Source organism: Glutamicibacter sp. FR1, from assembly GCF_047300825.1.
GTDB lineage: Bacteria > Actinomycetota > Actinomycetes > Actinomycetales > Micrococcaceae > Glutamicibacter > Glutamicibacter nicotianae.
Genome location: NZ_CP178602.1, coordinates 3,232,681 through 3,254,427, shown reverse-complemented (window position 1 = coordinate 3,254,427; position 21,747 = coordinate 3,232,681). Strand labels below are relative to the sequence as shown.

Annotated in this window: 23 protein-coding genes; 9 read left to right on the top strand and 14 right to left on the bottom strand. The window is 62.8% G+C overall.

Annotation, left to right across the window (positions count from 1 at the left end; all coding sequences use genetic code 11):
- Nucleotides 1–62: 62 nt before the first annotated feature.
- From pstS to arsB, 4 genes are all read right to left on the bottom strand, one after another.
- A complete protein-coding gene (gene pstS / locus ACLQ8T_RS15635; protein WP_413455215.1) occupies nucleotides 63–1,211 on the bottom strand; it encodes a phosphate ABC transporter substrate-binding protein PstS in 1,149 nt (382 codons plus the stop codon).
- A gap of 101 nt (nucleotides 1,212–1,312) precedes the next feature.
- Nucleotides 1,313–2,833: an FAD-dependent oxidoreductase gene (locus tag ACLQ8T_RS15630; RefSeq protein ID WP_413456426.1), complete on the bottom strand. Its 1,521-nt coding sequence runs from the start codon at nucleotides 2,831–2,833 to the stop codon at nucleotides 1,313–1,315.
- Nucleotides 2,834–2,882: 49 nt separating this feature from the next.
- Nucleotides 2,883–3,299: an arsenate reductase ArsC gene (locus ACLQ8T_RS15625; RefSeq protein ID WP_413455214.1), complete on the bottom strand. Its 417-nt coding sequence runs from the start codon at nucleotides 3,297–3,299 to the stop codon at nucleotides 2,883–2,885.
- A gap of 10 nt (nucleotides 3,300–3,309) precedes the next feature.
- Entirely contained in the window at nucleotides 3,310–4,398 is a 1,089-nt protein-coding gene (arsB, locus tag ACLQ8T_RS15620) for an ACR3 family arsenite efflux transporter (protein WP_038992397.1), read from the bottom strand.
- A 110-nt stretch (nucleotides 4,399–4,508) separates the two neighbouring features.
- Between arsB and ACLQ8T_RS15615 the strand changes: the two genes are divergently transcribed.
- From ACLQ8T_RS15615 to trxA, 4 genes are read left to right on the top strand one after another with little or no spacing between them, the layout of a single operon-like run.
- Nucleotides 4,509–4,880 (top strand): ArsR/SmtB family transcription factor, encoded by a 372-nt coding sequence (locus tag ACLQ8T_RS15615; protein WP_413455213.1) that lies wholly within the window; start codon nucleotides 4,509–4,511, stop codon nucleotides 4,878–4,880.
- Nucleotides 4,877–5,293 (top strand): low molecular weight phosphatase family protein, encoded by a 417-nt coding sequence (locus tag ACLQ8T_RS15610; RefSeq protein WP_204719519.1) that lies wholly within the window; start codon nucleotides 4,877–4,879, stop codon nucleotides 5,291–5,293. The genes ACLQ8T_RS15615 and ACLQ8T_RS15610 overlap by 4 nt, the downstream gene beginning before the upstream one ends.
- 40 nt (nucleotides 5,294–5,333) lie before the next feature.
- Complete coding sequence (gene trxB / locus ACLQ8T_RS15605) at nucleotides 5,334–6,290, top strand: thioredoxin-disulfide reductase (protein WP_413455212.1); 957 nt, start codon at nucleotides 5,334–5,336, stop codon at nucleotides 6,288–6,290.
- Nucleotides 6,291–6,320: 30 nt separating this feature from the next.
- On the top strand, nucleotides 6,321–6,644 hold the full coding sequence (gene trxA, locus ACLQ8T_RS15600) for a thioredoxin (RefSeq protein WP_413455211.1): 324 nt from the start codon (nucleotides 6,321–6,323) through the stop codon (nucleotides 6,642–6,644).
- 78 nt (nucleotides 6,645–6,722) lie between these two features.
- Here trxA and ACLQ8T_RS15595 read toward each other — a convergent pair whose 3' ends face one another.
- Together ACLQ8T_RS15595 and ACLQ8T_RS15590 are read right to left on the bottom strand one after the other, a co-directional pair.
- On the bottom strand, nucleotides 6,723–7,220 hold the full coding sequence (locus ACLQ8T_RS15595) for a GNAT family N-acetyltransferase (RefSeq protein WP_239543081.1): 498 nt from the start codon (nucleotides 7,218–7,220) through the stop codon (nucleotides 6,723–6,725).
- A gap of 9 nt (nucleotides 7,221–7,229) precedes the next feature.
- A complete protein-coding gene (locus ACLQ8T_RS15590; protein ID WP_038992406.1) occupies nucleotides 7,230–7,619 on the bottom strand; it encodes a MerR family transcriptional regulator in 390 nt (129 codons plus the stop codon).
- A 187-nt stretch (nucleotides 7,620–7,806) separates the two neighbouring features.
- Between ACLQ8T_RS15590 and ACLQ8T_RS15585 the strand changes: the two genes are divergently transcribed.
- Nucleotides 7,807–9,330, top strand: coding sequence for a SulP family inorganic anion transporter (locus ACLQ8T_RS15585; RefSeq protein WP_204719524.1), 1,524 nt, complete (start codon nucleotides 7,807–7,809; stop codon nucleotides 9,328–9,330).
- 435 nt (nucleotides 9,331–9,765) lie between these two features.
- Nucleotides 9,766–10,026, top strand: coding sequence for a recombinase family protein (locus ACLQ8T_RS15580; RefSeq protein WP_239543475.1), 261 nt, complete (start codon nucleotides 9,766–9,768; stop codon nucleotides 10,024–10,026).
- Between the two features lie 123 nt (nucleotides 10,027–10,149).
- Here the strand turns inward: ACLQ8T_RS15580 and ACLQ8T_RS15575 are convergent, their stop codons facing one another.
- The 5 genes from ACLQ8T_RS15575 to ACLQ8T_RS15555 are packed head-to-tail and all read right to left on the bottom strand — an operon-like array spanning nucleotide 10,150 to nucleotide 15,775.
- Nucleotides 10,150–10,953 carry an HpcH/HpaI aldolase/citrate lyase family protein gene (locus ACLQ8T_RS15575; RefSeq protein WP_413455210.1) on the bottom strand — a complete coding sequence of 268 codons (804 nt, stop codon included), beginning with the start codon at nucleotides 10,951–10,953 and terminating at the stop codon, nucleotides 10,150–10,152.
- Nucleotides 10,946–11,470 carry a MaoC family dehydratase gene (locus ACLQ8T_RS15570; protein WP_413455209.1) on the bottom strand — a complete coding sequence of 175 codons (525 nt, stop codon included), beginning with the start codon at nucleotides 11,468–11,470 and terminating at the stop codon, nucleotides 10,946–10,948. The genes ACLQ8T_RS15575 and ACLQ8T_RS15570 overlap by 8 nt, the downstream gene beginning before the upstream one ends.
- Entirely contained in the window at nucleotides 11,467–13,515 is a 2,049-nt protein-coding gene (locus ACLQ8T_RS15565) for a biotin carboxylase N-terminal domain-containing protein (protein ID WP_413455208.1), read from the bottom strand. The genes ACLQ8T_RS15570 and ACLQ8T_RS15565 overlap by 4 nt, the downstream gene beginning before the upstream one ends.
- A gap of 15 nt (nucleotides 13,516–13,530) precedes the next feature.
- Nucleotides 13,531–15,135 (bottom strand): carboxyl transferase domain-containing protein, encoded by a 1,605-nt coding sequence (locus ACLQ8T_RS15560; RefSeq protein WP_413455207.1) that lies wholly within the window; start codon nucleotides 15,133–15,135, stop codon nucleotides 13,531–13,533.
- A gap of 4 nt (nucleotides 15,136–15,139) precedes the next feature.
- Nucleotides 15,140–15,775, bottom strand: a complete 636-nt coding sequence (locus tag ACLQ8T_RS15555; RefSeq protein WP_413455206.1) for a TetR/AcrR family transcriptional regulator — start codon at nucleotides 15,773–15,775, stop codon at nucleotides 15,140–15,142.
- A 237-nt stretch (nucleotides 15,776–16,012) separates the two neighbouring features.
- Between ACLQ8T_RS15555 and ACLQ8T_RS15550 the strand changes: the two genes are divergently transcribed.
- The 3 genes from ACLQ8T_RS15550 to ACLQ8T_RS15540 all read left to right on the top strand — a co-directional run bounded on the left by ACLQ8T_RS15550 (nucleotide 16,013) and on the right by ACLQ8T_RS15540 (nucleotide 18,798).
- Complete coding sequence (locus ACLQ8T_RS15550) at nucleotides 16,013–16,795, top strand: carbonic anhydrase (RefSeq protein WP_413455205.1); 783 nt, start codon at nucleotides 16,013–16,015, stop codon at nucleotides 16,793–16,795.
- Nucleotides 16,796–16,933: 138 nt separating this feature from the next.
- The gene (locus ACLQ8T_RS15545) at nucleotides 16,934–18,169 is read left to right on the top strand and encodes an MFS transporter (RefSeq protein ID WP_413456425.1); all 1,236 of its coding nucleotides are present in this window, start codon (nucleotides 16,934–16,936) and stop codon (nucleotides 18,167–18,169) included.
- Between the two features lie 35 nt (nucleotides 18,170–18,204).
- Nucleotides 18,205–18,798, top strand: a complete 594-nt coding sequence (locus tag ACLQ8T_RS15540; protein WP_413455204.1) for a GNAT family N-acetyltransferase — start codon at nucleotides 18,205–18,207, stop codon at nucleotides 18,796–18,798.
- A 110-nt stretch (nucleotides 18,799–18,908) separates the two neighbouring features.
- Here the strand turns inward: ACLQ8T_RS15540 and ACLQ8T_RS15535 are convergent, their stop codons facing one another.
- The 3 genes from ACLQ8T_RS15535 to ACLQ8T_RS15525 are packed head-to-tail and all read right to left on the bottom strand — an operon-like array spanning nucleotide 18,909 to nucleotide 21,680.
- A complete protein-coding gene (locus tag ACLQ8T_RS15535) occupies nucleotides 18,909–19,664 on the bottom strand; it encodes an ATP-binding cassette domain-containing protein (protein WP_204719500.1) in 756 nt (251 codons plus the stop codon).
- A complete protein-coding gene (locus ACLQ8T_RS15530; protein WP_413455203.1) occupies nucleotides 19,661–20,695 on the bottom strand; it encodes an iron chelate uptake ABC transporter family permease subunit in 1,035 nt (344 codons plus the stop codon). Before ACLQ8T_RS15530 ends, ACLQ8T_RS15535 begins: the two co-directional genes overlap by 4 nt.
- A 4-nt stretch (nucleotides 20,696–20,699) precedes the next feature.
- Nucleotides 20,700–21,680 carry an ABC transporter permease gene (locus tag ACLQ8T_RS15525; protein ID WP_413455202.1) on the bottom strand — a complete coding sequence of 327 codons (981 nt, stop codon included), beginning with the start codon at nucleotides 21,678–21,680 and terminating at the stop codon, nucleotides 20,700–20,702.
- Nucleotides 21,681–21,747 lie beyond the last annotated feature (67 nt).

Below are 21,747 nucleotides of genomic sequence, written 5' to 3'. Positions count from 1 at the left end.
GGAAAATGCAGAAAGGACAGAAGAATCAGATTCTACCGCCCTCAATGCCCTTACAAAACCCTCTAATTTACCGGTCGAACCGTGATTGAGTCGATCGCATCGCTCGCATCTTTGGCCAAACGTTCTGGCATCGGCGCGCTCTTCGCAGAGTCAGCTGCGATCTTTTGCCCTTCTTCGCTGACCACGTAATGTCCGAAGGTTTTCACCAGATCAACGGTTTGGGCATCCGAGTATGAGCTACAGAACAGTAAATAGGAGACCAGCACCAACGGGTAGGCTCCGGGTGCGGTGGTATTGCGGTCCAGCTCAAGGGCAATATCGTGGGCGCCGCGGCCTTCGACGCGTTCAGATTCTGCCACGGCAAGGGCTGCTGCTTCTCCGCTGACCTCAACAAATTCGTCGCCCACCCTAAGCTTCGCCTTGCCGAGGCTTTGATCAACGAGCGAATCGTCAGCGTACGCAATGGTGCCAGGTGTGCGGGACACCGTGGTGACGACGCCGGCATTTCCCTGAGCCTTTTCCAGGGAGATATCGTTAGGCCAACTACCATCAGGCTCGTACCTCCACGCTTTTGGTGCGGCGCTGTGCAAATATTCGGTGAAGTTTTCGGTGGTTCCCGAATCATCGGATCGTGCCACCACTGTCATAGGAATGTCGGGCAGTTCTACGCCGGGATTTAGCGCTGCGATGGCAGGATCTTGCCAGCTGCGGATGTCCCTGTTGAAGATTCGGGCAATGGTATCCGCATCAAGGTTCAGTTCGCTGACACCGGGAATATTGAATGTGACGGCGATCGGGGAAATATAGGCGGGGATGTTGATGGCACCGCCTGGGCCGCAGGTCTGTTGGGAACGCTGGACTTCTTCGTCTTTGAGGAAAGCGTCGGAGCCGGCGAATTCGGTTGCTGCGGCGAGTAGTCCTTCGCGTCCTGCGCCCGAACCGACCGAGGCATACTGCACCTGGACTTTGGGATGGAGCACCGAGAATCCTGTGGTCCAAGCGTTCATCGCTGCATTCTGCGCGGTTGATCCGCCACCAGTTAGTGTGCCGCGCAAATTCGAGGTGTTAGCTTCGGCGGCCTTCTTCTGAGCTTCACCTAACGGGTAATCGGAACCGCACCCTGCCAGAAGCATGATGGATGCAAGACTGAACGCGGCAAGAGCACGAGGAGATCGAAGGAAAGGTTTTAGGGGTGATTGAGCGGGGCGCATTATGGCTCCTGAAGTACTCGAAGAAACGAGGATCGAACATGAGAGGGGTGGTGAGGCGGTGCCTGTTGCCAGACACCGCTTCACCAAGTAATCACTTGATATTACTTATCTGCTAATTCGGCGTTGCCGTGCAAGGTGCCGGTGGCAAAACCGATTGTGACCGGTTGCTTCGTGCCACAGCACGACTGCGCTGGCTCATCGCTCTGCTCGTTCGGCATTTCTGCTTCACCGCAGCCGGTAGCCGGTACAGCTCCCTCGGCCGATGTTCCGCAGCAGGCATCGACTGCCGCCGGCGCGCTTCCGCAGGAGCTGTCCTCAGCTGCCGGAGCATCGCACGATCCGCCAAGGTCGGTGGAGCAGACCCCTGTTTCGGGCAGGTCAAGCTCAACCCGGCGTGCAGCTTCAAGGTCCCCGGACAGGTGCGCCGCAATGGAGCGGACCTGCTCATAACCGGTGGCCATCAGGAACGTAGGGGCACGGCCATAGCTCTTCATACCTACGATGTAGAAGTTCGCCTCCGGGTGAGCCAGTTCCTTTTCACCGTGCGCGCTGACCGTGCCGCAGCTATGGAATTCCGGATCAATCAATGGACCCAGTGCGCTGGGAGCCTCGACTATCTGGTCGAGATTCAAGCGCAGCTCGGAGAGCATGCCCAAATCCGGGCGGAATCCGGTAGCCGGAACAATCCGGTCCACTTTCAGCACTCGCCCGTCGGCCAAGTTCACGCTCAGCTTGCCGCCAATCGCCAGGGAGCTGATTGACACGTTTTCCAGCAAGCTGACGTGGTTGTTTTCTACCAGTCGGCGAAGAGAAGTGCCCAGCTGCCCGCGTGCGGGCAGCTGGTCTGCGGCCCCGCCGCCATAAAGCCGGATCGGATTCGCCTGGCCACGTAGACCCCACAGTATTCTGGTGTCCGGCTGTTCCTTCTGCAAGCGTCCCAGCGAGATGATGGTGTTCGCCGCCGAATGCCCTGCGCCGAGCACCAGAATCGTCTTGCCTGCGAAGTCTTCTCTGTCGGTGCCTAGAGGGTCGGGCAACGGGGACGTGATGAAGCCTTGCGTGCGGGCCTCGGCTTCGCCGATTGCTTCGATGCCCGACCGGCCCACAGGGTTTGGCTGGCTCCAGGTACCGGTAGCGTCGATGACAGCACGCGCCAGCACATCCACATCGCCCAGCGCAGTTGTGGTGCGAACCAGGAACAGAGACTCATCACGGCCAGCAGTACGTGTCTTGTCGATGCCCCGACCATCTTGGTGCAGCCGGCTGATCTTGGTCACGCGGTGGCCGAACTTGATCTGCGAGGCCAATCGCGGGTGGTTTGCCAGTGGTTCGAGGTATTCGTTGAGCAGTTCTGCGCCGGTCGGAAGCTTGGTTTTGCGTGGGGCGACCCAGTCACCTGCGTAACTTTCGCTTGGGGTCTCCAGCAAACGCTGCGCCGCAGCATCGATATCAAAGCGCCACGGGGAGAACAGTTTGATGTGTTTCCACTGTTCAATGGCGGCGCCCACGCTCGTGCCGGCTTCGAGCACCAGAACATCTTGGTTTTGTTCGATGAGGTGTGCGGCGGCGGCCAGGCCGGTCGGTCCGGCACCAATGACCACTACGGGATGGGTTGTGTCCATCATGACTCCTTGAATTTTGGTGAACCGTCGTGAATCCTGAGAAGCGGATTTAGCCGGTGGGAAGCAGTTCTGCGATCAGTGCTTCGATGCGTGTGCGGATCTCGTCGCGGATCGGCCGGACAGCCTCAACGCCCTGGCCTGCCGGATCTTCCAGCTTCCAGTCTTCGTAGCGCTTGCCGGGGAAGAATGGGCAGGCATCTCCGCAGCCCATGGTGATCACGACGTCCGAGTCCTGTACGGCCTCGGTGGTCAGCACCTTGGGGATCTCGGCGGACATGTCGATGCCTTCCTCCAGCATTGCCTGGACGGCGGCCGGGTTCACCGAATCGGCCGGGGCGGATCCGGCCGATCGCACTTCGATGCGACCTTTGGACAGGTGGGAGAGGTAGGCGGCGGCCATTTGCGAGCGCCCGGCGTTGTGCACGCAGACAAAGAGGACCGAGGGCTTGGTGTTGTTTTCAGCCATGATTGTTTCCTTAGACAGAAGTGGTAGTTGGCTTGGCAGCGGGGAAGAATTTGCGCGACCACAGGGCCACGTAGACCAGGGCGACGAGGACCGGCACCTCGATCAGCGGACCCACCACCCCGGCCAAGGCCTGGCCGCTGGTGGCACCGAAGGTCGCAATGGCTACCGCGATGGCCAGCTCGAAGTTGTTGCCGGCCGCGGTAAAGGCCAGGGTGGTGGTGCGCGGGTACCCCAGCTTCAGCCAGTGGCCGATGAGCATGCCGGCACCGAAAACCACCACGAAGTAAACCAGCAGCGGGACGGCCATGCGCAGCACATCCAGCGGCTGGGAGATGATGTTATCTCCCTGCAGGGCGAAGAGCAGCACGATGGTGAACAGCAATCCGTACAGCGCCCACGGGCCGATCTTCGGCAGGAACTTGTTCTCGTACCAGTCCCGGCCCTTGGCCTTCTCGCCCAGGGTGCGGGTCAGGTATCCGGCCAGCAGCGGGATACCCAGGAAGACCAGCACCGAGGCGGTAATCGCGGCGATGGAGAACTCGGCGCTGGTGGTTTCCAATCCCAGCCAGGATGGGAGAAGCTGCAGGTAGAACCAGCCCAGGGCGCCGAAGGCGATGACCTGGAAGACCGAGTTGATGGCCACCAGCACGGCAGCCGCCTCTCGGTCGCCGCAGGCCAGGTCGTTCCAGATGAACACCATGGCGATGCAGCGGGCCAGGCCCACGATGATCAGGCCGGTGCGGTATTCAGGCAGGTCCGCCAGGAATACCCAGGCCAGCACGAACATGAATGCCGGTGCGAGTATCCAGTTGATCACCAGCGAGGTGACCATCAGCTTCTTGTCCGAGAGCACCTTGCCGGTTTCGTTGTAGCGCACCTTGGCCAGCACCGGATACATCATGACCAGCAAGCCAATGGCGATGGGCACCGAGACCCCCGCCACGGTGAAGCGGTCCAGCAATTCTCCCAGCTTCGGGAAGATGCGGCCCAGCCCCAAGCCCACGGCCATGGCGAGCAGGATCCACAGGGCCAGGTACCGGTCCAGGAAAGATAGTTTCGCCGCCACGGGGGCGGTATCGGGCACGGTCGCAGGTGTCATGCAATCATCACTCCAAGTTTAGACATCGACGAGCGTCGATGTTTCGAGTATGCTTGCCTATATCGATGTTTGTCAATTTCTATTGAGAGCCAAGAAATGAGCCGAGGCCGATGAGCACCTCCACCCTGAACCCCGCTGGCGAACACCCAGCCGCGGCAGCCGAATTATGCTGCGTCCCCTCGCAGGGCGAAGCGATCCTCCAGCTCGAAGAAGCCGAGCTGCTGGCATTGCGCTTCAAGGCCCTGAGCGACCCGAACCGCTTGCGCATCCTTTCCATCGTCTCAGCGAGCGAAGCAGCCGAAACCTGCGTTTGCGATCTGTCCGAGCCCCTGGAGCTCAAGCAGCCCACCGTCTCGCACCACCTGAAGATCCTGGTTGATGCCGGAATCCTGCACCGCGAGAAGCGCGGGGTGTGGGCCTACTTCTCGGTGATCCCCGGCGCCTTGGAATCCCTGGGCGCCAGCTTGGTGGCCAAGAAATGAGCGCAGCAGCCAAGCCAGCGGTGCTCTTCGTCTGCGTCAAGAACGGCGGCAAATCGCAGATGGCCGCTGGCCTCATGAACGCCCGCGCAGGCGCGCAGATCGACGTCTCTTCCGCGGGGACGCATCCGGGCTCGAAGATCAACGCCCTGTCAGCCGAAGTGCTGCTGGAACAGGGCATCGACATCACCGCAGAGCATCCAAAACAGCTCACCGAAGCACAGATGCGCCAAGCCGGACTGGTCGTCGTCCTGGGACGCGAAGCCCAGGTCCCGGAAGCGGACGGGGTGGATATCGAAATCTGGGAACTCGATGAGCCAAGCTCCCGCGGCATCGAAGGACGCGAACGGATGCTGCTCGTGCGCGACGAGATCAGCCGCCGCGTCGCAGACCTGGCCACCCGGCTGCTGTCCTGAGCAGCGAATACGCCATTACACCACTGGAGAAAGAATTCTTATGACCCCTGAAGAGATCCGTGAAGTCATCATTGTCGGCTCCGGCCCGGCCGGTTACACCGCCGCGGTTTATACCGCCCGTGCGAATCTGAACCCACTAGTCATCGCAGGCTCAGTCACTGCCGGCGGCGAATTGATGAACACCACCGACGTGGAAAACTTCCCAGGCTTCCCCGAGGGCATCATGGGCCCTGATCTGATGGACAACATGCAGAAGCAGGCCGAGCGCTTCGGCGCCGAGATTCTCTTCGACGACGTCACCGAAATGAACCTCGAAGGCGACATCAAGACGCTGTCCCTGGCTGACGGCACCGTCTACCGTGCCCGTGCTGTCATCGTCTCCACCGGCTCCGCCTACCGCGAGTTGGGCCTGCAAGACGAAAAGCGCCTCTCCGGCCATGGCGTCTCCTGGTGCGCCACTTGCGACGGGTTCTTCTTCCGCGACCAGACTATCGCCGTGATCGGCGGTGGCGACTCTGCCATGGAAGAAGCACTGTTCCTGACCAAGTTCGCCGCCAAGGTTACCGTGGTGCACCGTCGCCACGAGCTACGCGCATCGAAGATCATGGCCGACCGCGCCCTGGCCCACGAAAAGATCGAATTCATCTGGGACTCCGAAGTCATCGGCATCAACGGCGAAGACAAGGTCAACGGCCTGGTCCTCAAGAACCGTACCAGCGGCGAAGAGAGCACCTTGGACGTTACCGGTATCTTCGTTGCCATCGGTAATGACCCTCGCGTTGATCTGGTCAAGGACCAGCTCGAGCTCACCTCCGAGGGCACCATCGCTGTCGAAGGACGCACCTCGAAGACTTCGCTGCCAGGAGTTTTTGCTGCCGGCGACGTCATCGATTCCACCTACCGCCAGGCAATCACCGCAGCTGCTTCCGGTTGCGCCGCTGCACAGGACGTGGAGCACTACCTGGCCAACGTCACCGAAACCCTCGCTACCGTCTAATCAAGTTTTTTCAGAAAGGGGTTGTCTCTTATGAGCAACGCAAAAGCAGTAACTGAAGCAACCTTCCAGGCCGATGTCCTGGATGCCGACAAGCCAGTCATCGTTGATTTCTGGGCAGAGTGGTGCGGCCCTTGCCGCCAGCTAGGTCCAGTTCTGGATCAGATCGCAGAAGAGCACGCTGCGAAGGTCGACGTCGTGAAGGTCAACGTCGATGAGAACCAGGCCATCGCCGCGAAGTACGGCATCACCAGTATCCCAGCCGTATATGTCTTCAAGGGTGGCGAGCATGTTGCTACTTCCATCGGTGCCAAGCCTAAGGCTGTCATCGAGAAGGACTTCGCAGAATACCTGTAGGCCGGTACCAGCTGCTGAGAAGCGGCGCGCCGGGATTGCTGCCCGCCGCGCCGCTTCTGCCTTGGGCAAGCAGCTTGGTCAAAGCCGCAGTTCGTACAGGAAAGTATCCAGCCACTGCCCCGCCACTGCCCCTCGGGCACCCTGGGCAATCCGCTCGCGCCGGCCAACCTCGCGGAACCCTGCCCTAGCATGCAGCGCCCTGCTGGCTTCGTTGCCGGCGATGACGGCCGACTGCACCATCCAGTAATCTTCTTTCCTGGCCCGGGCGATCAGCTCGGCCAGCAGCCGGGCGCCAACGCCGCATCCGGCATAATCCGGATCAATGTACACCGAGTGCTCCACCACGCCGCGGTAGGCCGGGCGGGCTGAAACCGGGCTGGCCGCCGCCCAGCCGAGAACCTTGGCATCGGGCGCAATGGCCACCAGCGACAATGCAGGAATTTTCGCCGCGAAGAACTTCTGGCGTGCCGGCACCTCGGATTCGAAGGTGGCCAGGCCGGTCTCGATGCCGCTGGCATAGATGCGGGCGATATCCGCCCAGTGGCTCTCTTCCATCGCGGCTAAGCGGGTCTCCATGCTTCCGGCCTACTTGGTGCGAAGATCTGCGATGAAGGACTCGGCGCGCTGCAAGTTCAGCGCGAGCTTGTCGCGCTTGGCGCTGGCACGCTGGGTGTAGTCATCGAGCTTGGCCCGGGCGACGGTGTCCTGCGGATCTGCCGCGAGCGCGTCCACCGCGTCAAGCAGCTCCCCCATTTCCTCGAGCGAGAAGCCCAGCGGCTTCATCGAGCGGATCACCAGCATGCGGGCCAGATCCGAGTCGGTATAGATTCGGAAACCACCTTCGCTGCGGGTGCTCGCCGGCAGCAACCCCACCTCGTCGTAGTGGCGGATGGTGCGATGCGACAGGCCGGTGGCCTCGACCATGTCACCGATATGCATCGAACCGCCTGCACCTTCGGTCTTCGCTTGATCCATGAAGTCCTCCGTTTCCTCCAATTACAACCCTACCCTTACGTTAGGTTAGAGTTGTATTCGATGGCATCTGGTCTACGACCGCTCCGGCTGCTCTTGCCTCGTCTGCGGCGCAATGATGCCCATCCCATGAATTCTACGCACTGCACGTGCCCCACGCTTACTGGCTTGAAAAGAAGGGAGCTCACCTATGAGCACCAGCACCACAGCGGATCCTTCCGCACTGAGTCCGGCCGAGCGCCAATCGGTGTTGCGCACCCTGAAATCCCCGAGGTTGCTTAAGACCGAGGTCCTCGCCGGCCTGGTAGTAGCGCTGGCCTTGATCCCCGAGGCCATCGCCTTCTCCATCATCGCCGGAGTGGACCCGCGCATCGGGCTGTTCGCCTCCTTCACCATGGCGGTATCCATCTCCTTCTTCGGAGGCCGTCCTGCCATGATCTCCGCCGCCACCGGCGCCATCGCGCTGGTCATCGCGCCTTTGGTAGCCAGCCATGGAACCGACTACTTCATCGCCGCGGTCATCATGGCCGGGATCTTCCAAGTGGTGCTGGCACTGCTGGGCGTGGCGAAGCTGATGCGCTTCATCCCGCGTCAGGTAATGGTCGGTTTCGTCAACGCGCTGGCCATTCTGATTTTCCTGTCCCAGGTCCCCGAGCTGCTCGGGGTGACCTGGCTGGTCTATCCGCTGGTGGCGTTGGGCCTGTTGATCGTCTTCGGCCTGCCCAAGCTGACCACTGCGATCCCGGCCCCGCTGGTGGCCATCGTGGTGCTGACCGCGATCACGGTCATCGCCTCGCTCGCCGTCCCCACCGTGGGCGACAAGGGCCAGCTGCCCGAATCCCTGCCGACCCTGTTCATCCCTGATATCCCGCTGAACCTCGAAACTCTGCAGGTGCTCTTCCCCTATGCGCTGGCCATGGCCTTCGTGGGCTTGCTCGAATCGCTGATGACCGCCAAGCTGGTCGACGATGTCACTGACACGCACTCGAATAAGACCCGCGAATCCTGGGGCCAGGGTGCGGCGAACATCATTACCGGATTCTTCGGCGGCATGGGCGGCTGCGCGATGATCGGGCAGACCATGATTAATGTGAAGGCGTCCGGGGCGCGCACCCGCATCTCGACGTTCCTGGCCGGGGTATTCCTGTTGATCCTCGTGGTGGTTCTCGGCGATGTGGTGGCCTTGATCCCGATGGCCGCACTGGTGGCAGTCATGATCTTCGTTTCCATTGCGACCTTCGACTGGCACAGCATCCGGCCCTCGACGCTGCGGATGATGCCCAAAAGCGAAACCACAGTCATGCTGATAACTGTGGTTTTCACGGTGGTCACCCACAATCTGGCTATCGGCGTCGCCGCTGGAGTACTCACGGCCATGGTGCTCTTCGCCAACCGCGTGGCGCACCTGGTCACCGTCACCCGCAGCGTCGAGGAGCACTTCGGCGAGAAGATCGCCAAGTACGTGGTCAACGGGGAATTGTTCTTCGCCTCCTCTAACGACCTGTACACGCAGTTCAACTACGCCGAAGACCCGCAGAATATCGTCATCGACATGCACGACTCGCACCTGTGGGACGCCTCGACCATCGCGGCCCTGGACGCGATCACCGGCAAATACGAGAAATATGGCAAGACCGTGGAGGTCGAAGGACTGAATACCGCGAGCCTGAAGATGCGCGAACGCCTGGGCGGGAAGCTGGGCGGCGGGCACTAGCAACCAGTCCGCGACGCTTGCTCAACTTCCGTCTGGTGCCGGCAGGCTCGGCAGATTCCGGAGAAATCGTGGAAAATCCATGCTGATGGAAAGCGCCAGCTCTCCAGATCTCCGGTACAACAGCGACGGTGCGGGACGCTGATTGAATTCCGTGCAAACGCTCGACTGGAGTCCATTATCCAGTCGAGCGTTTTGCGTGGGCTTGAACCGCGCAGCTCCCGCGATAATGAGCACTAGATGGAGCGGGATCTGCTGCCTTTCCCGCCGTTCAACGATCGGTTTCACACTTCTATTGCCCAGCGCCAAGCTAGGCGTTCATAAACATTCGTTTTTGAAACGAGCGGCGAACCCGGGCGGCACACCGGGGTTTTTTGTTTCAGAAAGGTCTTTCAAAACCGAAGTGTTGCACAACCTGGCTGTGTACCGTTTTTTGATATGGCAGTCATTGGATACGCGCGAGTGAGCACGCGCGAGCAGAACCCGCAGGCGCAGGCGGCCGAGCTGCGCGCGGCCGGGGCCGAGCAGATATTTACTGACTGTGGGGAGTCGAGCAGGGAGGCTGCGCGGCCGCAGTGGGTCGCGTGCAAGGCGCAATTGCAGCCAGAGGAACTTTGGTCATCCGCGCCCTGGATCGCGTGGCAGGTGAAGAGCGGATGGCCATTGAGATTATCCGTGAGCTGGGGGAGCGCGGCGTGAGAATCAAAAGTCTTACCGAGCCATTCTTGAACGTGGACATACTCTACGCCGATGGGCGAAGTGTTCCTATTCCAATTTCCTTGCTTCTATTAAACCCGGTGCGATTCACTCCTTGGGATCCTATTAGTGCCTGCCTAAAGTGGCCCGGGCTTGGCGCAGCAGCGGTTCGTCGACCATCTGCCCCTCGAAAGCGAACACCCCTGGGTTCTCCTTGGCGGCGTCAAGGATCCGCCTCGCGCGGTCCAGTTCCGCTTCGGTGGGCGCAAAGGCCTCGCGGATGACCGGCATCTGGTTGGGGTGGATCGAGGCTTTCGCCGCGAATCCCGAAGCCTTGGCATCGCGGGACTCTTCGCCTAGGCCTTCCAGGTCGGGGATGTCCAGGTATACGGAATCAACCGCCGCCTTGCCGTTGGCCGCCGCATGCAGCAGCACCTGCGACCGCGCGAACCGCGCCACCTCGCGGTAGTTGCCGTCCTCGCCGCGCGAGGAGGTGCCGCCGATCGAGGCGATCAGGTCTTCGGCGCCCCACATCAGCGCGACGACATTCGGGGCCCCGGCAATCTGTCCGGCATTGGTGATGCCCTTGGCCGTTTCGCATAGCGCCAGCACGTCGTATCCGGCCAACGCGGACGGATCCTCCGCGGACTCGCACTTGGGCAGCATCACGGTGCGGTAGGCGGTCTGCTCCAGCGCTTCGAAGTCCTTGGTGAAGTGCTCGCTGTCCACCGGATTCACGCGCACAATCACCCGTTCGGGATCCAGCGGTGTTTCAAGCAGTGCGCGGCGGGCGGCCTCCTTGTTGGCGGGGGCCACCGCATCTTCCAGGTCGATGATGACCGCGTCGGCGCGCTGCGCCGCCTTGGCATAGCGCTCGGGCCGGTCTGCCGGGCAGAACAGCAGGGAAGGACCCATCAGGAAGCTAGCCATGGGCATTCTCCTCCTTGGCTTCCAGCGCGTCCTGGTGCGCCTGCCTGGTCCACATCAGGCAGGTGCGGGTGGCGGTGGCCACGATGTCGCCGTGCTGGTTGCGGCCGGTGTGCGTCATGGACGCCAGTCCCTGGCCGGGGCGCGACTTGGATTCGCGCAGCGCGGTGATCTCGGTTTCGGTGTAAAGGGTATCGCCGTGGAACATCGGATGCGGGAACTTCACGTCGTTGATGCCCAGCTGCCCCACAATGGTGCCTTCGGTCAGCTGGCCCACCGACTGCCCGATCATCGTGCTCAGCGTCAGCAGCGAGTTGACCAGCGGCTTGCCGAAGGGCTGGGTGGAAGCCCACGCGGCGTCCAGATGCAGGCCCTGGTTGTTCATGGTCATCGTCGTGAAGGCGACGTTGTCCGCTTCGGTCAGGGTGCGTCCGGGCTTGTGCACGTAGGTGGCCCCGAGCTGCAGCTCGTCGAAGTAGAGGCCGCGCTGCTCAACACGGTTGGGGGTTTGCTCGCTCATGCGTCCTGCTCCTGATGCTTCGCTTCGGTACTCTGCATTGCTTCCACGGTGGCCACGACCTGCTTGGCCTTGACCAGATCCCCGGACTTCAGGCCGGTCATCCGCACGATGCCATCGGCGGGGGATAGGAGCTGGTGTTCCATTTTCATCGCCTCGATGCTCAGCAGCAGCTGGCCGGCGGCGACCTCATCGCCATCGGCAACCTGCACGCTGATCACGGTGCCGGGCATGGGAGATTCGACATGCGGGGACAAGGTCCCGGACTCGATGGCGAGGGTGGCCAGGTGGCGTTCGAGGACTTCTTCGCGGGAAAGCTTGCGCACCGCCGCAGTCCACCCGTCCTCGCACAGCCACAGCGTGCCGTCTTCGGCGAAGCCATGCTGGAGTGCTGTGCGCTGGCCGTTGACCGACAGGGTTCCATCCGGTTCCTGGCGCACAGTGAATTCTTCGCTGCCCACGCGCACCAAGCTGGCATCCTGCTTCCTGAGCAGCGCGGTCTTGCCTTCGGCGGCCTCGGCATCGAAGTGCTGGATGCTGGCCCGGCGCTGCTGGGCCCGCCAGCCATCGCGCAAGCCCCACGGCGTATTCGCCGCAGGAATCCGCTGGTCCTCAAGGTGCGCTGCCAGTGCCAGTTCGCGGGGCCCGAGCTTGCGGAAAGCGAACTGGTCCAGCTTGCGCTCGATCAGGTTGGTGTCCAGACGCCCGGCCGCCACATCCGTATCGGCCAGCAGCAGCCGCAGGTACTCGCTGTTGGCCAGCACGCCCAGCACCACGGTGCCGGCCAGGGCCTGATCCAGCCGGGCCAGCGCCTCGGTGCGGTCCTCGCCCCAGGCGATGAGCTTGGAGAGCATCGGGTCGTAGTGGGCGCTGATCTCCAGGCCGTCGCGCAGCGAGGAATCCACGCGGACATTCTCCGGCTCGCTCACGCGCAGCACGGTGCCCACCGAAGGCAGGAAGCCGGAAGACGGGTCCTCGGCGTAGAGCCGGGCCTCGACTGCATGGCCGCACAGCGCCACCTGGTCCTGGGAGAAGTCCAGCGCCTGGCCGGCCGCGATGCGCACCTGCCACTGGACCAGATCCAGCTTTTCGCCGTTGACCCGCACGACTTCCTCGGTGACCGGGTGCTCCACCTGCAGGCGGGTGTTCATTTCCATGAAGAAGAACTCGTCGGGGTTCTGGTCGCTGACCAGGAACTCGACGGTGCCCGCGCCAACGTAGCCCACGGATTGCGCGGCGGCCACCGCGGCGGCGCCGATGCGCTCGCGGATCTGCGCGCCGTGCTCCAGGTTCTCGAACAGCGGGGCCGGGGCTTCCTCGATGACCTTCTGGTGGCGGCGCTGCAAGGAGCATTCGCGTTCGCCCAGGTGCACGGTGTTCCCGTGCGCGTCGGCCAGGATCTGCACCTCGATATGGCGCGGATTGCGCACCAGCCGCTCGAGGAACAGGGTGTCATCGCCAAACGCGCTGCGCGCGGTGCGCCGGGCGCTGGCCAGCGCCTCGGGCAGCTGCGCGGCGGATTCCACCGCGAACATGCCCTTGCCGCCGCCTCCGGCCGAGGGCTTGATCAGCAGCGGGAAGCCGACATCCGTGGCGGCCGCGAGCAGCTGCTCGTCGCCCAGGCCGGGTTCGGCGATGCCGGGAACCACCGGCACCTGGTGGGAGAGCACATGGTTCTTGGAGCGGATCTTGTCGCCCATCAGGTTGATCGAGTTCACCGGCGGGCCGATGAAGGTGATGCCGGCGGCTTCCAAGGCGCGGGCGAAATCCACGTTCTCGGAGAGGAACCCGTAGCCCGGGTGGACCGCCTGGGCGCCGGTGCGCCTGCAGGCGTCGATCACCGCGTCGATATCCAAGTAGCTTTCATTGGCCGGGGCCGCGCCGATGCGCACCGCGCGGTCGGCTTCGGACACGTGCAGGGCCCCGGCGTCGGCATCCGAGTACACGGCGACGGATTCGATGCCCAGGGCGCGCAGGGTGCGGATGATGCGCACCGCGATTTCCCCGCGGTTGGCGATCAGGACGGTATCAAAGAGCTTGGCAGTCATGGTGGTTTCCTCGCACTACATCCGGAAGAGGCCGAAGCTGGTCTCCGGCAGTGGCTGGCGGGCGCAGACATCCAGGGCCAGGCCGAGCACCCGGCGGGTATCGGCCGGGTCGATGACCCCGTCGTCCCATAGCCTGGCGGTGGAGTAGTAAGGGTTGCCCTGGGTTTCGTATTGCTCGCGGATTGGCGCCTTGAACGCTTCCTCTTCCTCATTGCTCCAGCTGCCGCCGGCCGCCTCGATCCCGTCGCGCTTGACCGTGGACAACACGGATGAAGCCTGGGCCCCACCCATCACCGAGATCCGCGCGTTCGGCCACATCCACAGGAAGCGCGGGGAGTAGGCCCGGCCGCACATCGAGTAGTTGCCGGCGCCAAAGGAGCCGCCGATGATCACGGTCAGCTTGGGCACCCGGGCGGTGGCCACCGCGGTGACCATCTTCGCCCCGTGCTTGGCAATGCCATCGGCCTCGTAGTCGCGGCCCACCATGAACCCCGCGAGGTTCTGCAGGAAGAGCAACGGAATGCCGCGCTGGTCGCACAGCTCGATGAAATGCGCGCCCTTCATCGCGGATTCGGAGAACAGCACGCCGTTATTGGCGATGATGCCTACCTGATGGCCATGGATGTGCGCGAAGCCGGTGACCAGGGTGGTGCCGTATTCGGCCTTGAACTCGTGGAACTTGCTGGAATCGACGATGCGGGCGATGACCTCGTGCACGTCGTAGGGCGCGTTGACATCCACCGGCACCACGCCGGCCAGTTCGCTGCCCGGGTACAGCGGCTCGGCCACCTGCTCCTCGACGCTCCAGGCAGGGGCCGGGTTGGCCGGCAGGGTGGAGACGATATCGCGGATGATCATCAGCGCGTGCTCGTCGTTCTCGGCCAGGTGGTCCACCACTCCGGAGGTCTTGGCATGCAGGTCGCCGCCGCCCAGTTCCTCGGCGGTGACGATTTCCCCGATGGCAGCCTTCACCAGCGGTGGGCCGCCGAGGAAGATCGTGCCCTGGTTGCGCACGATCACCGTCTCGTCGCTCATCGCCGGGACGTAGGCGCCGCCGGCGGTGCAGGAGCCGAGCACCGCTGCCAGCTGCGGGATCTTGGCCGCCGAAAGCTGCGCCTGGTTGTAGAAGATGCGCCCGAAGTGGTCGCGGTCCGGGAAGACCTCGTCTTGCATCGGCAGGAACGCGCCGCCCGAGTCCACCAGGTAGATGCACGGCAGGTTGTTCTCCAGCGCGATTTCCTGGGCGCGCAGGTGCTTCTTGACCGTCATCGGGAAGTAGGTGCCGCCCTTGACGGTGGCGTCGTTGGCGATGACCAGCACGTGCCGCCCGTGCACCAGGCCGATGCCGGCAATTACTCCGGCGCCGGGGCTGGCGCCGTCGTACATGTCCTCGGCGGCCAGCGGGGCGATTTCCAGGAAGGGTGAACCGTCATCCAGCAGCGCGTCCACCCGCTCGCGGGGCAGCAGCTTGCCGCGATCCACATGCCGTTGCCGGGACTTCTCGGAACCGCCACGGGCGGCGCGTTCCAGCCGTTCATGCAGTTCGGCCAGCAACGGCGCCTGGTCGGCGGCGTTGCGTTCGAACTGCTCGGGGTTCAGTTGGGAGGAAAGGGTCTTCACGAAGTCAGTCCTTGCTGGTCGGTTCGCTGGCGATTACCTGGGGTACGGGCAGCTGCTGCGGTGGCAGCGGGAATTCGTCGGGTACCGCGAGGATGCGCATGGCCAGGGAGATGAAGTTCAGCTGCACCTCGGCCAGCGAGAGCCGGCCGCCCTTGCGGTACCAGTGCGAGACGCCGGTGCCCATTTCCATCAGTGCCAAGCGGGCGATGCCCAGGTCCGCCGTGTTGAAGCTTCCCTGGCGCTCGCCGGCCTTCAGCGCATCGGAGAAGAGCTGCTCGTATTCGTCGCGCAATGCCTGCATCTGCTCGCGAGCGGAGGGGGACAGCGCGCGCATCTCGTGTTCGGTGACGCGTGCGGTGCTGGGGTTGGTGGCCGTGAACCCGACGTGGAAGGCCATGAGCAAGGCGAGCTGCCGTACCGGATCCGTGCTGCCGTCAAGCGCCTGCTTGGCACCGGAGATCATGGCGGACAGGCAGTCGTTCATGATGCCCAGCAGCAGGTCTTCCTTGCCGCCGACGTAGTGGTAGAGGGTGGCCGAGTTCAGTCCTACGGCGCTGCCCAGTTCGCGGATGCCCGTGGCAGCAAAGCCGCGCTGGGCAAAGCAGGCTACGGCTGCTTGCTGGACTCTTCCCAGTTCCATGGACACCACCCTGTGACTCAAAAGCCAATCAATCGATTGACAGTCTCCATCCAACCGAAGATTGGCTGTGGTGTCAATCACAGTCTTTGTTCGCCAAGATACTAAGTTCTGCCGAAATGTGACGCCTGCTATTCATGAATCAAATGCATAACACTAGACTGCTTGATGTTATTTACTGACAAACTATAGTTAATTCGGCTTGTCAGCTTGTCAGCTCATCAGGCGCGACAGGAAGGCATGATGCCGCAACCAGAATCAGCAACCCCCAAATGCAACGATGCAACCTCGACCGGGCCTTCGCGCCGCGGTCTGCTCGCCGGCGCTTCCGGGCTCCTTGCCCTCGCCGGGCTGGCAGCCTGCGCTTCGCCGCAAGCCCCGGATGCGGACCGCGCGCATCTGGCCGAACCGCCGCAGACCTCCGACGAGGTGCTGCAGGTGCTGCGTGCCGGAAACCAGCGCTATTGCGCTGGCAAGCCGGAGCACCCCAACCAGGCAACCAGCCGGCGCAGCGAGCAAGCCGAGCACCAGAGCCCCTTCGCCTTGATTCACGGATGCGTGGATTCCCGCGTCACCCCCGAGCTCCTGTTCGATCAGGGGATCGGAGACCTGTTCGTCACCCGGACTGCCGGAGCCGTGCTCGATGACACCCTGGTTGGCAGCATGGTATTCGCTGTCTCCAGTCCATACTCGGTACCGCTGCTGGTGATCCTCGGGCACACCACATGCGGAGCGGTAACGGGCACGTTGAAGGCGATGGAGAAGGACGCCGGGAATCCGCGGTTGCCCGGTGAGATGGATGACTTCGCCGAGCAGATTGCTCCCATAGCCCGCACGGCAGGAGTCGAGGGCTCGGGAAGCGAAGCGGTGGACACGGTGGTGCAGGCCAATGCCCGCGCCGTGGTGGAGCAGCTGCTCGAGCGCTCTGCCATCATCCGCAAGGCGGTGGAGGAACAGCGGACCCGGGTGGTACCGGCGGTCTACGATTTGGGCACCGGAGAGGTGAGCTGGCTGGAGGGCTGACCATCTGGAGACATCCAACTCGCAGGCTTAACGGCACGGTGCCGTGATGTGCCTGCAGTGGCACTGGTACTCTCGACGCTGGATGCCATTGCGGCATTCGCCAGTGACCAGTCCGCAGGAGCTGCGGTGAAAGGCCCCATGACAGCCACCGAATCCAGTGCCAACTCCCGCGCCCGTGCAGCAGTCGCCGCCCTGTTCCTCACCAACGGAGCACTTTTTGCCAATATGGCGCCGCGGCTTCCCGAGCTGAAACGGGAACTGGGATTGGACACCGCAAGCTACGGCTTGCTGGTTACCGCGTGGCCCATCGGGGCGATCCTTGCCGGTTTGGCCGCAGGCGCGCTGGTTCGCCGTTTCGGTTCCGCGCAGGTTGCTGTCTTCGGCACGATGGCTACCGGTGCAGCATTGCTCGCCGCCGGCAGCGCCCCGGGGGTGCTCTGGGTGGTGCTGGCCTTCGCCGTGGGCGGTGCCATGGACTCGATTACCGATGTCGGACAGAACGCGCAAGGCCTGGTGGTGCAACGGCGTTATGGTCGTTCGATACTGAACTCCTTCCACGCCTTGTGGTCTGTCGGAGCGGTGCTCGGCGGCTTGATGGCCGCCGGGGCGATTCAGCTGAACCTGGCGCTGCCGGTGCATTTGGGCATATCGATGGCGCTGTTCGCCGTGGTGGCGCTGATAGCATTGAAATTCTGCCTGCCCCGGTCCGCTGAGCAGGGGGCCATCGAACCCGTTGTGCCACCGGCCACCGGGACCGTCCGGACTGCGGGCCCAGCAGGATCCCGCGGCCGGATGCTGCTGATGATGAGCGCCTTGGTCTTAATCTCCGTGGCTGGAGTGATGGTCGAGGATGCCGGAAATTCCTGGTCAACACTGTATCTGGGAGAGCTCGGGGCACCAGCGGCGCTGGCGGCCAGCGGGTTCATCGCCTTGGTCGGCGCCCAGTTCATTGGCCGAATCCTCGGCGATGGGATGGTCAACCGCTTTGGACAGCGCAGCATGGCCCAGTTCGGCGGCGCACTGATAGCGCTCGGCATGGGCTTGGCGTTGCTGTTCCCCAGCGTGCCGGGCACTTTGCTGGGTTTCGCGGCGGCTGGATTCGGCTCGGCAACTCTGGTCCCGGCGGTGATGGACCAGGCCGACAAGCTGCCGGGGCTGTCCCCGGGAACTGGCCTGAGCATTGTCTCCTGGCTCATGCGATTGGGCTTCTTGCTCTCGCCGCCACTGGTCGGATTTCTTGCCGAGAATATCGGGTTGCGGCTGGCTCTGCTGGTTTTCCCAATCGCGGGTCTGGTAGTGCTGATTTGCTCGCCGGTGCTGCGCGGAAAGAAATCACCTGAGGACGGGGACGTGCAGAAAAGCGGTCGCGACTAGCGCTCATCTTGAAAACCTGCGGATAGGCTTGGAGCATGGAAGATGCGCTGAAGAAGATCAGCTGGCCGGTACGCACCGAGCGGCTGAGCTTGCGCCGGGTGACGTCGGATGATGTGGAAGCACTCTGGCGCTACCGGCAGCTTGCGGAAGTTACGCAGTGGATCACCGCTGGTCCTGGGACAATGGAAGATTTCCGCGCCATGTTCATTGCGAAGGACTATCCGCTGAAGGACCTGGCGGTAGAACTGGATACCGGCCAGGGGACCGAGCTGATTGGCACGGTCATGCTGAATATCGTGGATGGCTGGGGCCAAAGCGAAGTTGAGCAGAGTGCCAAAGGCGTTGAGGGAAACCTCGGCTGGAGCTTCGACCCGGCCTACTGCGGCAAGGGCTACGCCACAGAAGCCGTCTGTGCTGCCATCGGCCTGTGCTTCGGCCCTCTTGGCTTGCGCCGGGTGACTGCCGAATGCTTCGCTGCCAACGAGCCATCGTGGAGATTGATGGAGCGCGTGGGGATGCGCAAGGAATTCTACGGCCGCAAGGACAGCCTGCACCGCAACGGGGAATGGATGGATTCCATGGCCTATGCGCTGTTGGCCGAGGAATGGACGGACTCGACTTCCTGCTGAAGGGGCTCTTGGAGTTTTAGCATGGGAACCTCATCAAAGTTACCGAGACACAGCAAGACCCCATGACCACAGCTGGTCATGGGGTCTTGCTGTACTGAAATTTCGCGAACTCAGTAGTACACCGCCAGCGGGCCATTGGGGCCCGGAACGACGTTGACTGGGGTCTCGAAAACTTCGCTGAGGATCTCGTCCTGCATGATCTGCGTCGGGGTGCCGAAGTGCACCACCTTGCCCTGCTTCATGGCGCAGATGTAGTCCGCGTAGTGCCCGGCGAAATTGATGTCGTGCAGCACGATCACGATGGTGCGGTTCAGCTCGCGGGCAGCGCGCTGCAGGTGCTGCATCATCACTACCGAGTGCTTCATGTCCAGGTTGTTCAGCGGCTCATCGAGCAGCACCGTGTCGGTGTCCTGAGCCAGAACCATGGCCACGTAGGCGCGCTGGCGCTGGCCACCTGAAAGCTCATCCAGGTAGCGGCCTTCCAGCTCGCCCAGATCCAGGAAGTCGATGGAGCGCGAGATGATCTCTTCATCGGCCTGGGTCAACCGGCCCTTGGAGTGCGGGTAGCGGCCGAAGCCCACCAGCTGGCGCACGGTCAGGCGGGTGACGAAGTGGTTCTCCTGGCGCAGGATCGAGACGATCTTGGCCAGGTCCTTGGAATTGGTCTTGGACACGTCGTAGCCGGAGACCTCGATGGAGCCCTGGTCGATGCCCAGCAGGCGCCCGACCATGGTGAGCATGGTGGACTTGCCCGCTCCGTTCGGGCCCACCAGCGCCGTGATCCCGCCGGTGGGGATTTCCAAGCTGACCGGGCCGATGGAGACCGTGGAGCTGTACTGCTTGCTGACGGAATTGAGGGTAATCACAGCCGGCCCTTTCGCAGGATGAAGATCAAGAAGGTAATGCCGCCGACGGCTTCGATGATGATGCCAACCACGCCTTCGGCGTAGAAGACGTTCTTCATGATGAAGTAGGCGCCGGCCAGGACCACGAAGCCGATGAGGAATGACATCGGGTAGATGAAGCGGTGGTCATAGGTGTCGGCCAGCTGGTAGGCCAAGGTGGCCACCAGGAACCCGAGGAAGGTCAGCGGGCCAACCAGCGCGGTAGTGACGGCCATGAGGATGGAGATGAAGAACAGACTCTTCATGACTTCGCGGCGGTGGTTGATGCCCAGGTTGATGGTGGTTTCCTTGCCCAGGGCGAGGATGTTCATCTTCTTGGAGGACAGCACCAGGTAGCCGCCGGCGATCAGCACCAGCGGGATGGCCACCGGCATGTAGCTCATGTCGGCGTTGGCCATCGAGCCGAAAAGGCGTGCGGTGAGCACGTCGAATTCGCTCGGGGTCAGCAGGCGCTGCATGAAGGTCGAGATCGAGCCCAGCCCGGTGCCGATGATGATGCCCACCAGCAGCATGATCTGGATGTTGCCCAGCTTGCCGGACAGCAGCCAGCCGTACAGTGCCACAGACAGGCCCACCATGATCGCCACTTGCAGCACGAACTGGCTGACCCCGGTAAAGAAGGTCACCCCGGCCACCCCGAGCACGAAGATCGCGCCGGTCTGTACCACGCGGTACAGAGCTTCGAAGCCCATAATCGATGGGGTGATGATGCGGTTGTTGGTGACCGTCTGGAAGGCGACGGTGGCGATGGCTTGGCAGGCCGCCACAATCACCATGGTCAGGATGTTGCTGGCGCGCAGCTTGGCGATGATCCAGAATCCGTCGGAGCCAAATGGCATGGGGTTATCCCAGGCGAGCAGGCCGATCCCGAAGAACAGGGCCAGCCCGATCATGATGGACAAGGTGATCCAGTAGCGCTTGCGGACCTGCTTGGTGGGAAGCGGTCCTGCCGAGCGTCCGGCGTGATGGGTGCCCAAGGCGGGGTGAGTCATGAGATTAGCCAACTTTACGCTGCCTCAGTAGCAGGAAGATGAAGACAACCGCGCCGAGCACGCCCAGGATCAGCGATACCGGGACCTCGAACGGCATGATGATGGTGCGGCCGATCAGGTCGCAGGCCGTGGTGATCGCTATGCCCAGCAGGCAGACCCAGGGCAGGTTGCTGCGCAGGTCGTCGCCGCGGAGCATCGAGACGATATTCGGCACGATCAGCCCGAGGAACGGCAGGTTGCCGATGACCACGGTGACCACGCCGGTGGCGACAGCGATCAGCGCGGTGCCCAGCAGCATCACCTGGCGGTAGTTCAGGCCCACGTTAGTGGCGATTTCCTCGCCCAATCCGGCCACGGTGAAGCGGTCGGCAACGATGTAGATGGCCACTGCCACGATGGCCACGATCCACAGCACCTCGTACTGCCCGCGGATCACCGAGGTGAAGGAGCCGGCCAGCCAGATGCCCATGGACTGCAGCTTGTCGGTGGACAGGGCGAAGAAGGTGGAGAACGCGCCGACCACGGAGCCGAGCATGATGCCCACGATCGGCACGGTCAGCGAGGCCTTGAGCGAAACCCGCTGAAGGAACAGGAAGAAGATCATGGTGCCGATGAAGGCGAAGACAATCGCCACGCTCATCTTGGCCAGCAAGGTGGCGGTGGGGAAGAAGACCAGCATGGCCAGCAGGCCAAGGCCAGCCCATTCGGTGGTGCCGGTGGTGGTCGGCTCCACGAAGCGGTTCTGGGTCAGCAGCTGCATGACCAAGCCGCTCATGGCCATGGCGGCACCGGCGAGCACCAGTGCAATGGTGCGCGGAATGCGGGTGACGGCGAACATCATCCCGCCGTCATCCTGGCCGAAGATGTCGTAGACGCCGGTGAACAGGGAGAACGCCAGCAGCACGAGCACCGCGAGGATGCCCAGTGCGAGTTTGCCGGTGAGGACCTTGCTCTTGGTCCGGACCGGGAGGGTCGTGCTTGTCATAATGCCGCCGTGGAAATATGTGGTGGGAATACAGCTTTAGTGGCGAAGCCGGAATCCGGTTTCGCCA

Excerpts from the sequence above, each read along its gene's own strand:
- ACLQ8T_RS15555 (WP_413455206.1), bottom strand. The coding sequence starts at position 15,775 with ATGGAACTGGGAAGAGTCCAGCAAGCAGCCGTAGCCTGCTTTGCCCAG.
- ACLQ8T_RS15625 (WP_413455214.1), bottom strand. The coding sequence starts at position 3,299 with ATGGCTGAAAACAACACCAAGCCCTCGGTCCTCTTTGTCTGCGTGCAC.
- trxB (WP_413455212.1), top strand. The coding sequence starts at position 5,334 with ATGACCCCTGAAGAGATCCGTGAAGTCATCATTGTCGGCTCCGGCCCG.
- arsB (WP_038992397.1), bottom strand. The coding sequence starts at position 4,398 with ATGACACCTGCGACCGTGCCCGATACCGCCCCCGTGGCGGCGAAACTA.
- ACLQ8T_RS15530 (WP_413455203.1), bottom strand. The coding sequence starts at position 20,695 with ATGACTCACCCCGCCTTGGGCACCCATCACGCCGGACGCTCGGCAGGA.
- ACLQ8T_RS15615 (WP_413455213.1), top strand. The coding sequence starts at position 4,509 with ATGAGCACCTCCACCCTGAACCCCGCTGGCGAACACCCAGCCGCGGCA.
- ACLQ8T_RS15610 (WP_204719519.1), top strand. The coding sequence starts at position 4,877 with ATGAGCGCAGCAGCCAAGCCAGCGGTGCTCTTCGTCTGCGTCAAGAAC.
- ACLQ8T_RS15550 (WP_413455205.1), top strand. The coding sequence starts at position 16,013 with ATGATGCCGCAACCAGAATCAGCAACCCCCAAATGCAACGATGCAACC.
- ACLQ8T_RS15585 (WP_204719524.1), top strand. The coding sequence starts at position 7,807 with ATGAGCACCAGCACCACAGCGGATCCTTCCGCACTGAGTCCGGCCGAG.
- ACLQ8T_RS15590 (WP_038992406.1), bottom strand. The coding sequence starts at position 7,619 with ATGGATCAAGCGAAGACCGAAGGTGCAGGCGGTTCGATGCATATCGGT.
- ACLQ8T_RS15540 (WP_413455204.1), top strand. The coding sequence starts at position 18,205 with ATGGAAGATGCGCTGAAGAAGATCAGCTGGCCGGTACGCACCGAGCGG.
- pstS (WP_413455215.1), bottom strand. The coding sequence starts at position 1,211 with ATGCGCCCCGCTCAATCACCCCTAAAACCTTTCCTTCGATCTCCTCGT.
- ACLQ8T_RS15525 (WP_413455202.1), bottom strand. The coding sequence starts at position 21,680 with ATGACAAGCACGACCCTCCCGGTCCGGACCAAGAGCAAGGTCCTCACC.
- ACLQ8T_RS15575 (WP_413455210.1), bottom strand. The coding sequence starts at position 10,953 with ATGGCTAGCTTCCTGATGGGTCCTTCCCTGCTGTTCTGCCCGGCAGAC.
- ACLQ8T_RS15565 (WP_413455208.1), bottom strand. The coding sequence starts at position 13,515 with ATGACTGCCAAGCTCTTTGATACCGTCCTGATCGCCAACCGCGGGGAA.
- ACLQ8T_RS15595 (WP_239543081.1), bottom strand. The coding sequence starts at position 7,220 with ATGGAGACCCGCTTAGCCGCGATGGAAGAGAGCCACTGGGCGGATATC.
- ACLQ8T_RS15580 (WP_239543475.1), top strand. The coding sequence starts at position 9,766 with ATGGCAGTCATTGGATACGCGCGAGTGAGCACGCGCGAGCAGAACCCG.
- ACLQ8T_RS15570 (WP_413455209.1), bottom strand. The coding sequence starts at position 11,470 with ATGAGCGAGCAAACCCCCAACCGTGTTGAGCAGCGCGGCCTCTACTTC.
- ACLQ8T_RS15630 (WP_413456426.1), bottom strand. The coding sequence starts at position 2,833 with ATGGACACAACCCATCCCGTAGTGGTCATTGGTGCCGGACCGACCGGC.
- ACLQ8T_RS15545 (WP_413456425.1), top strand. The coding sequence starts at position 16,934 with ATGACAGCCACCGAATCCAGTGCCAACTCCCGCGCCCGTGCAGCAGTC.
- trxA (WP_413455211.1), top strand. The coding sequence starts at position 6,321 with ATGAGCAACGCAAAAGCAGTAACTGAAGCAACCTTCCAGGCCGATGTC.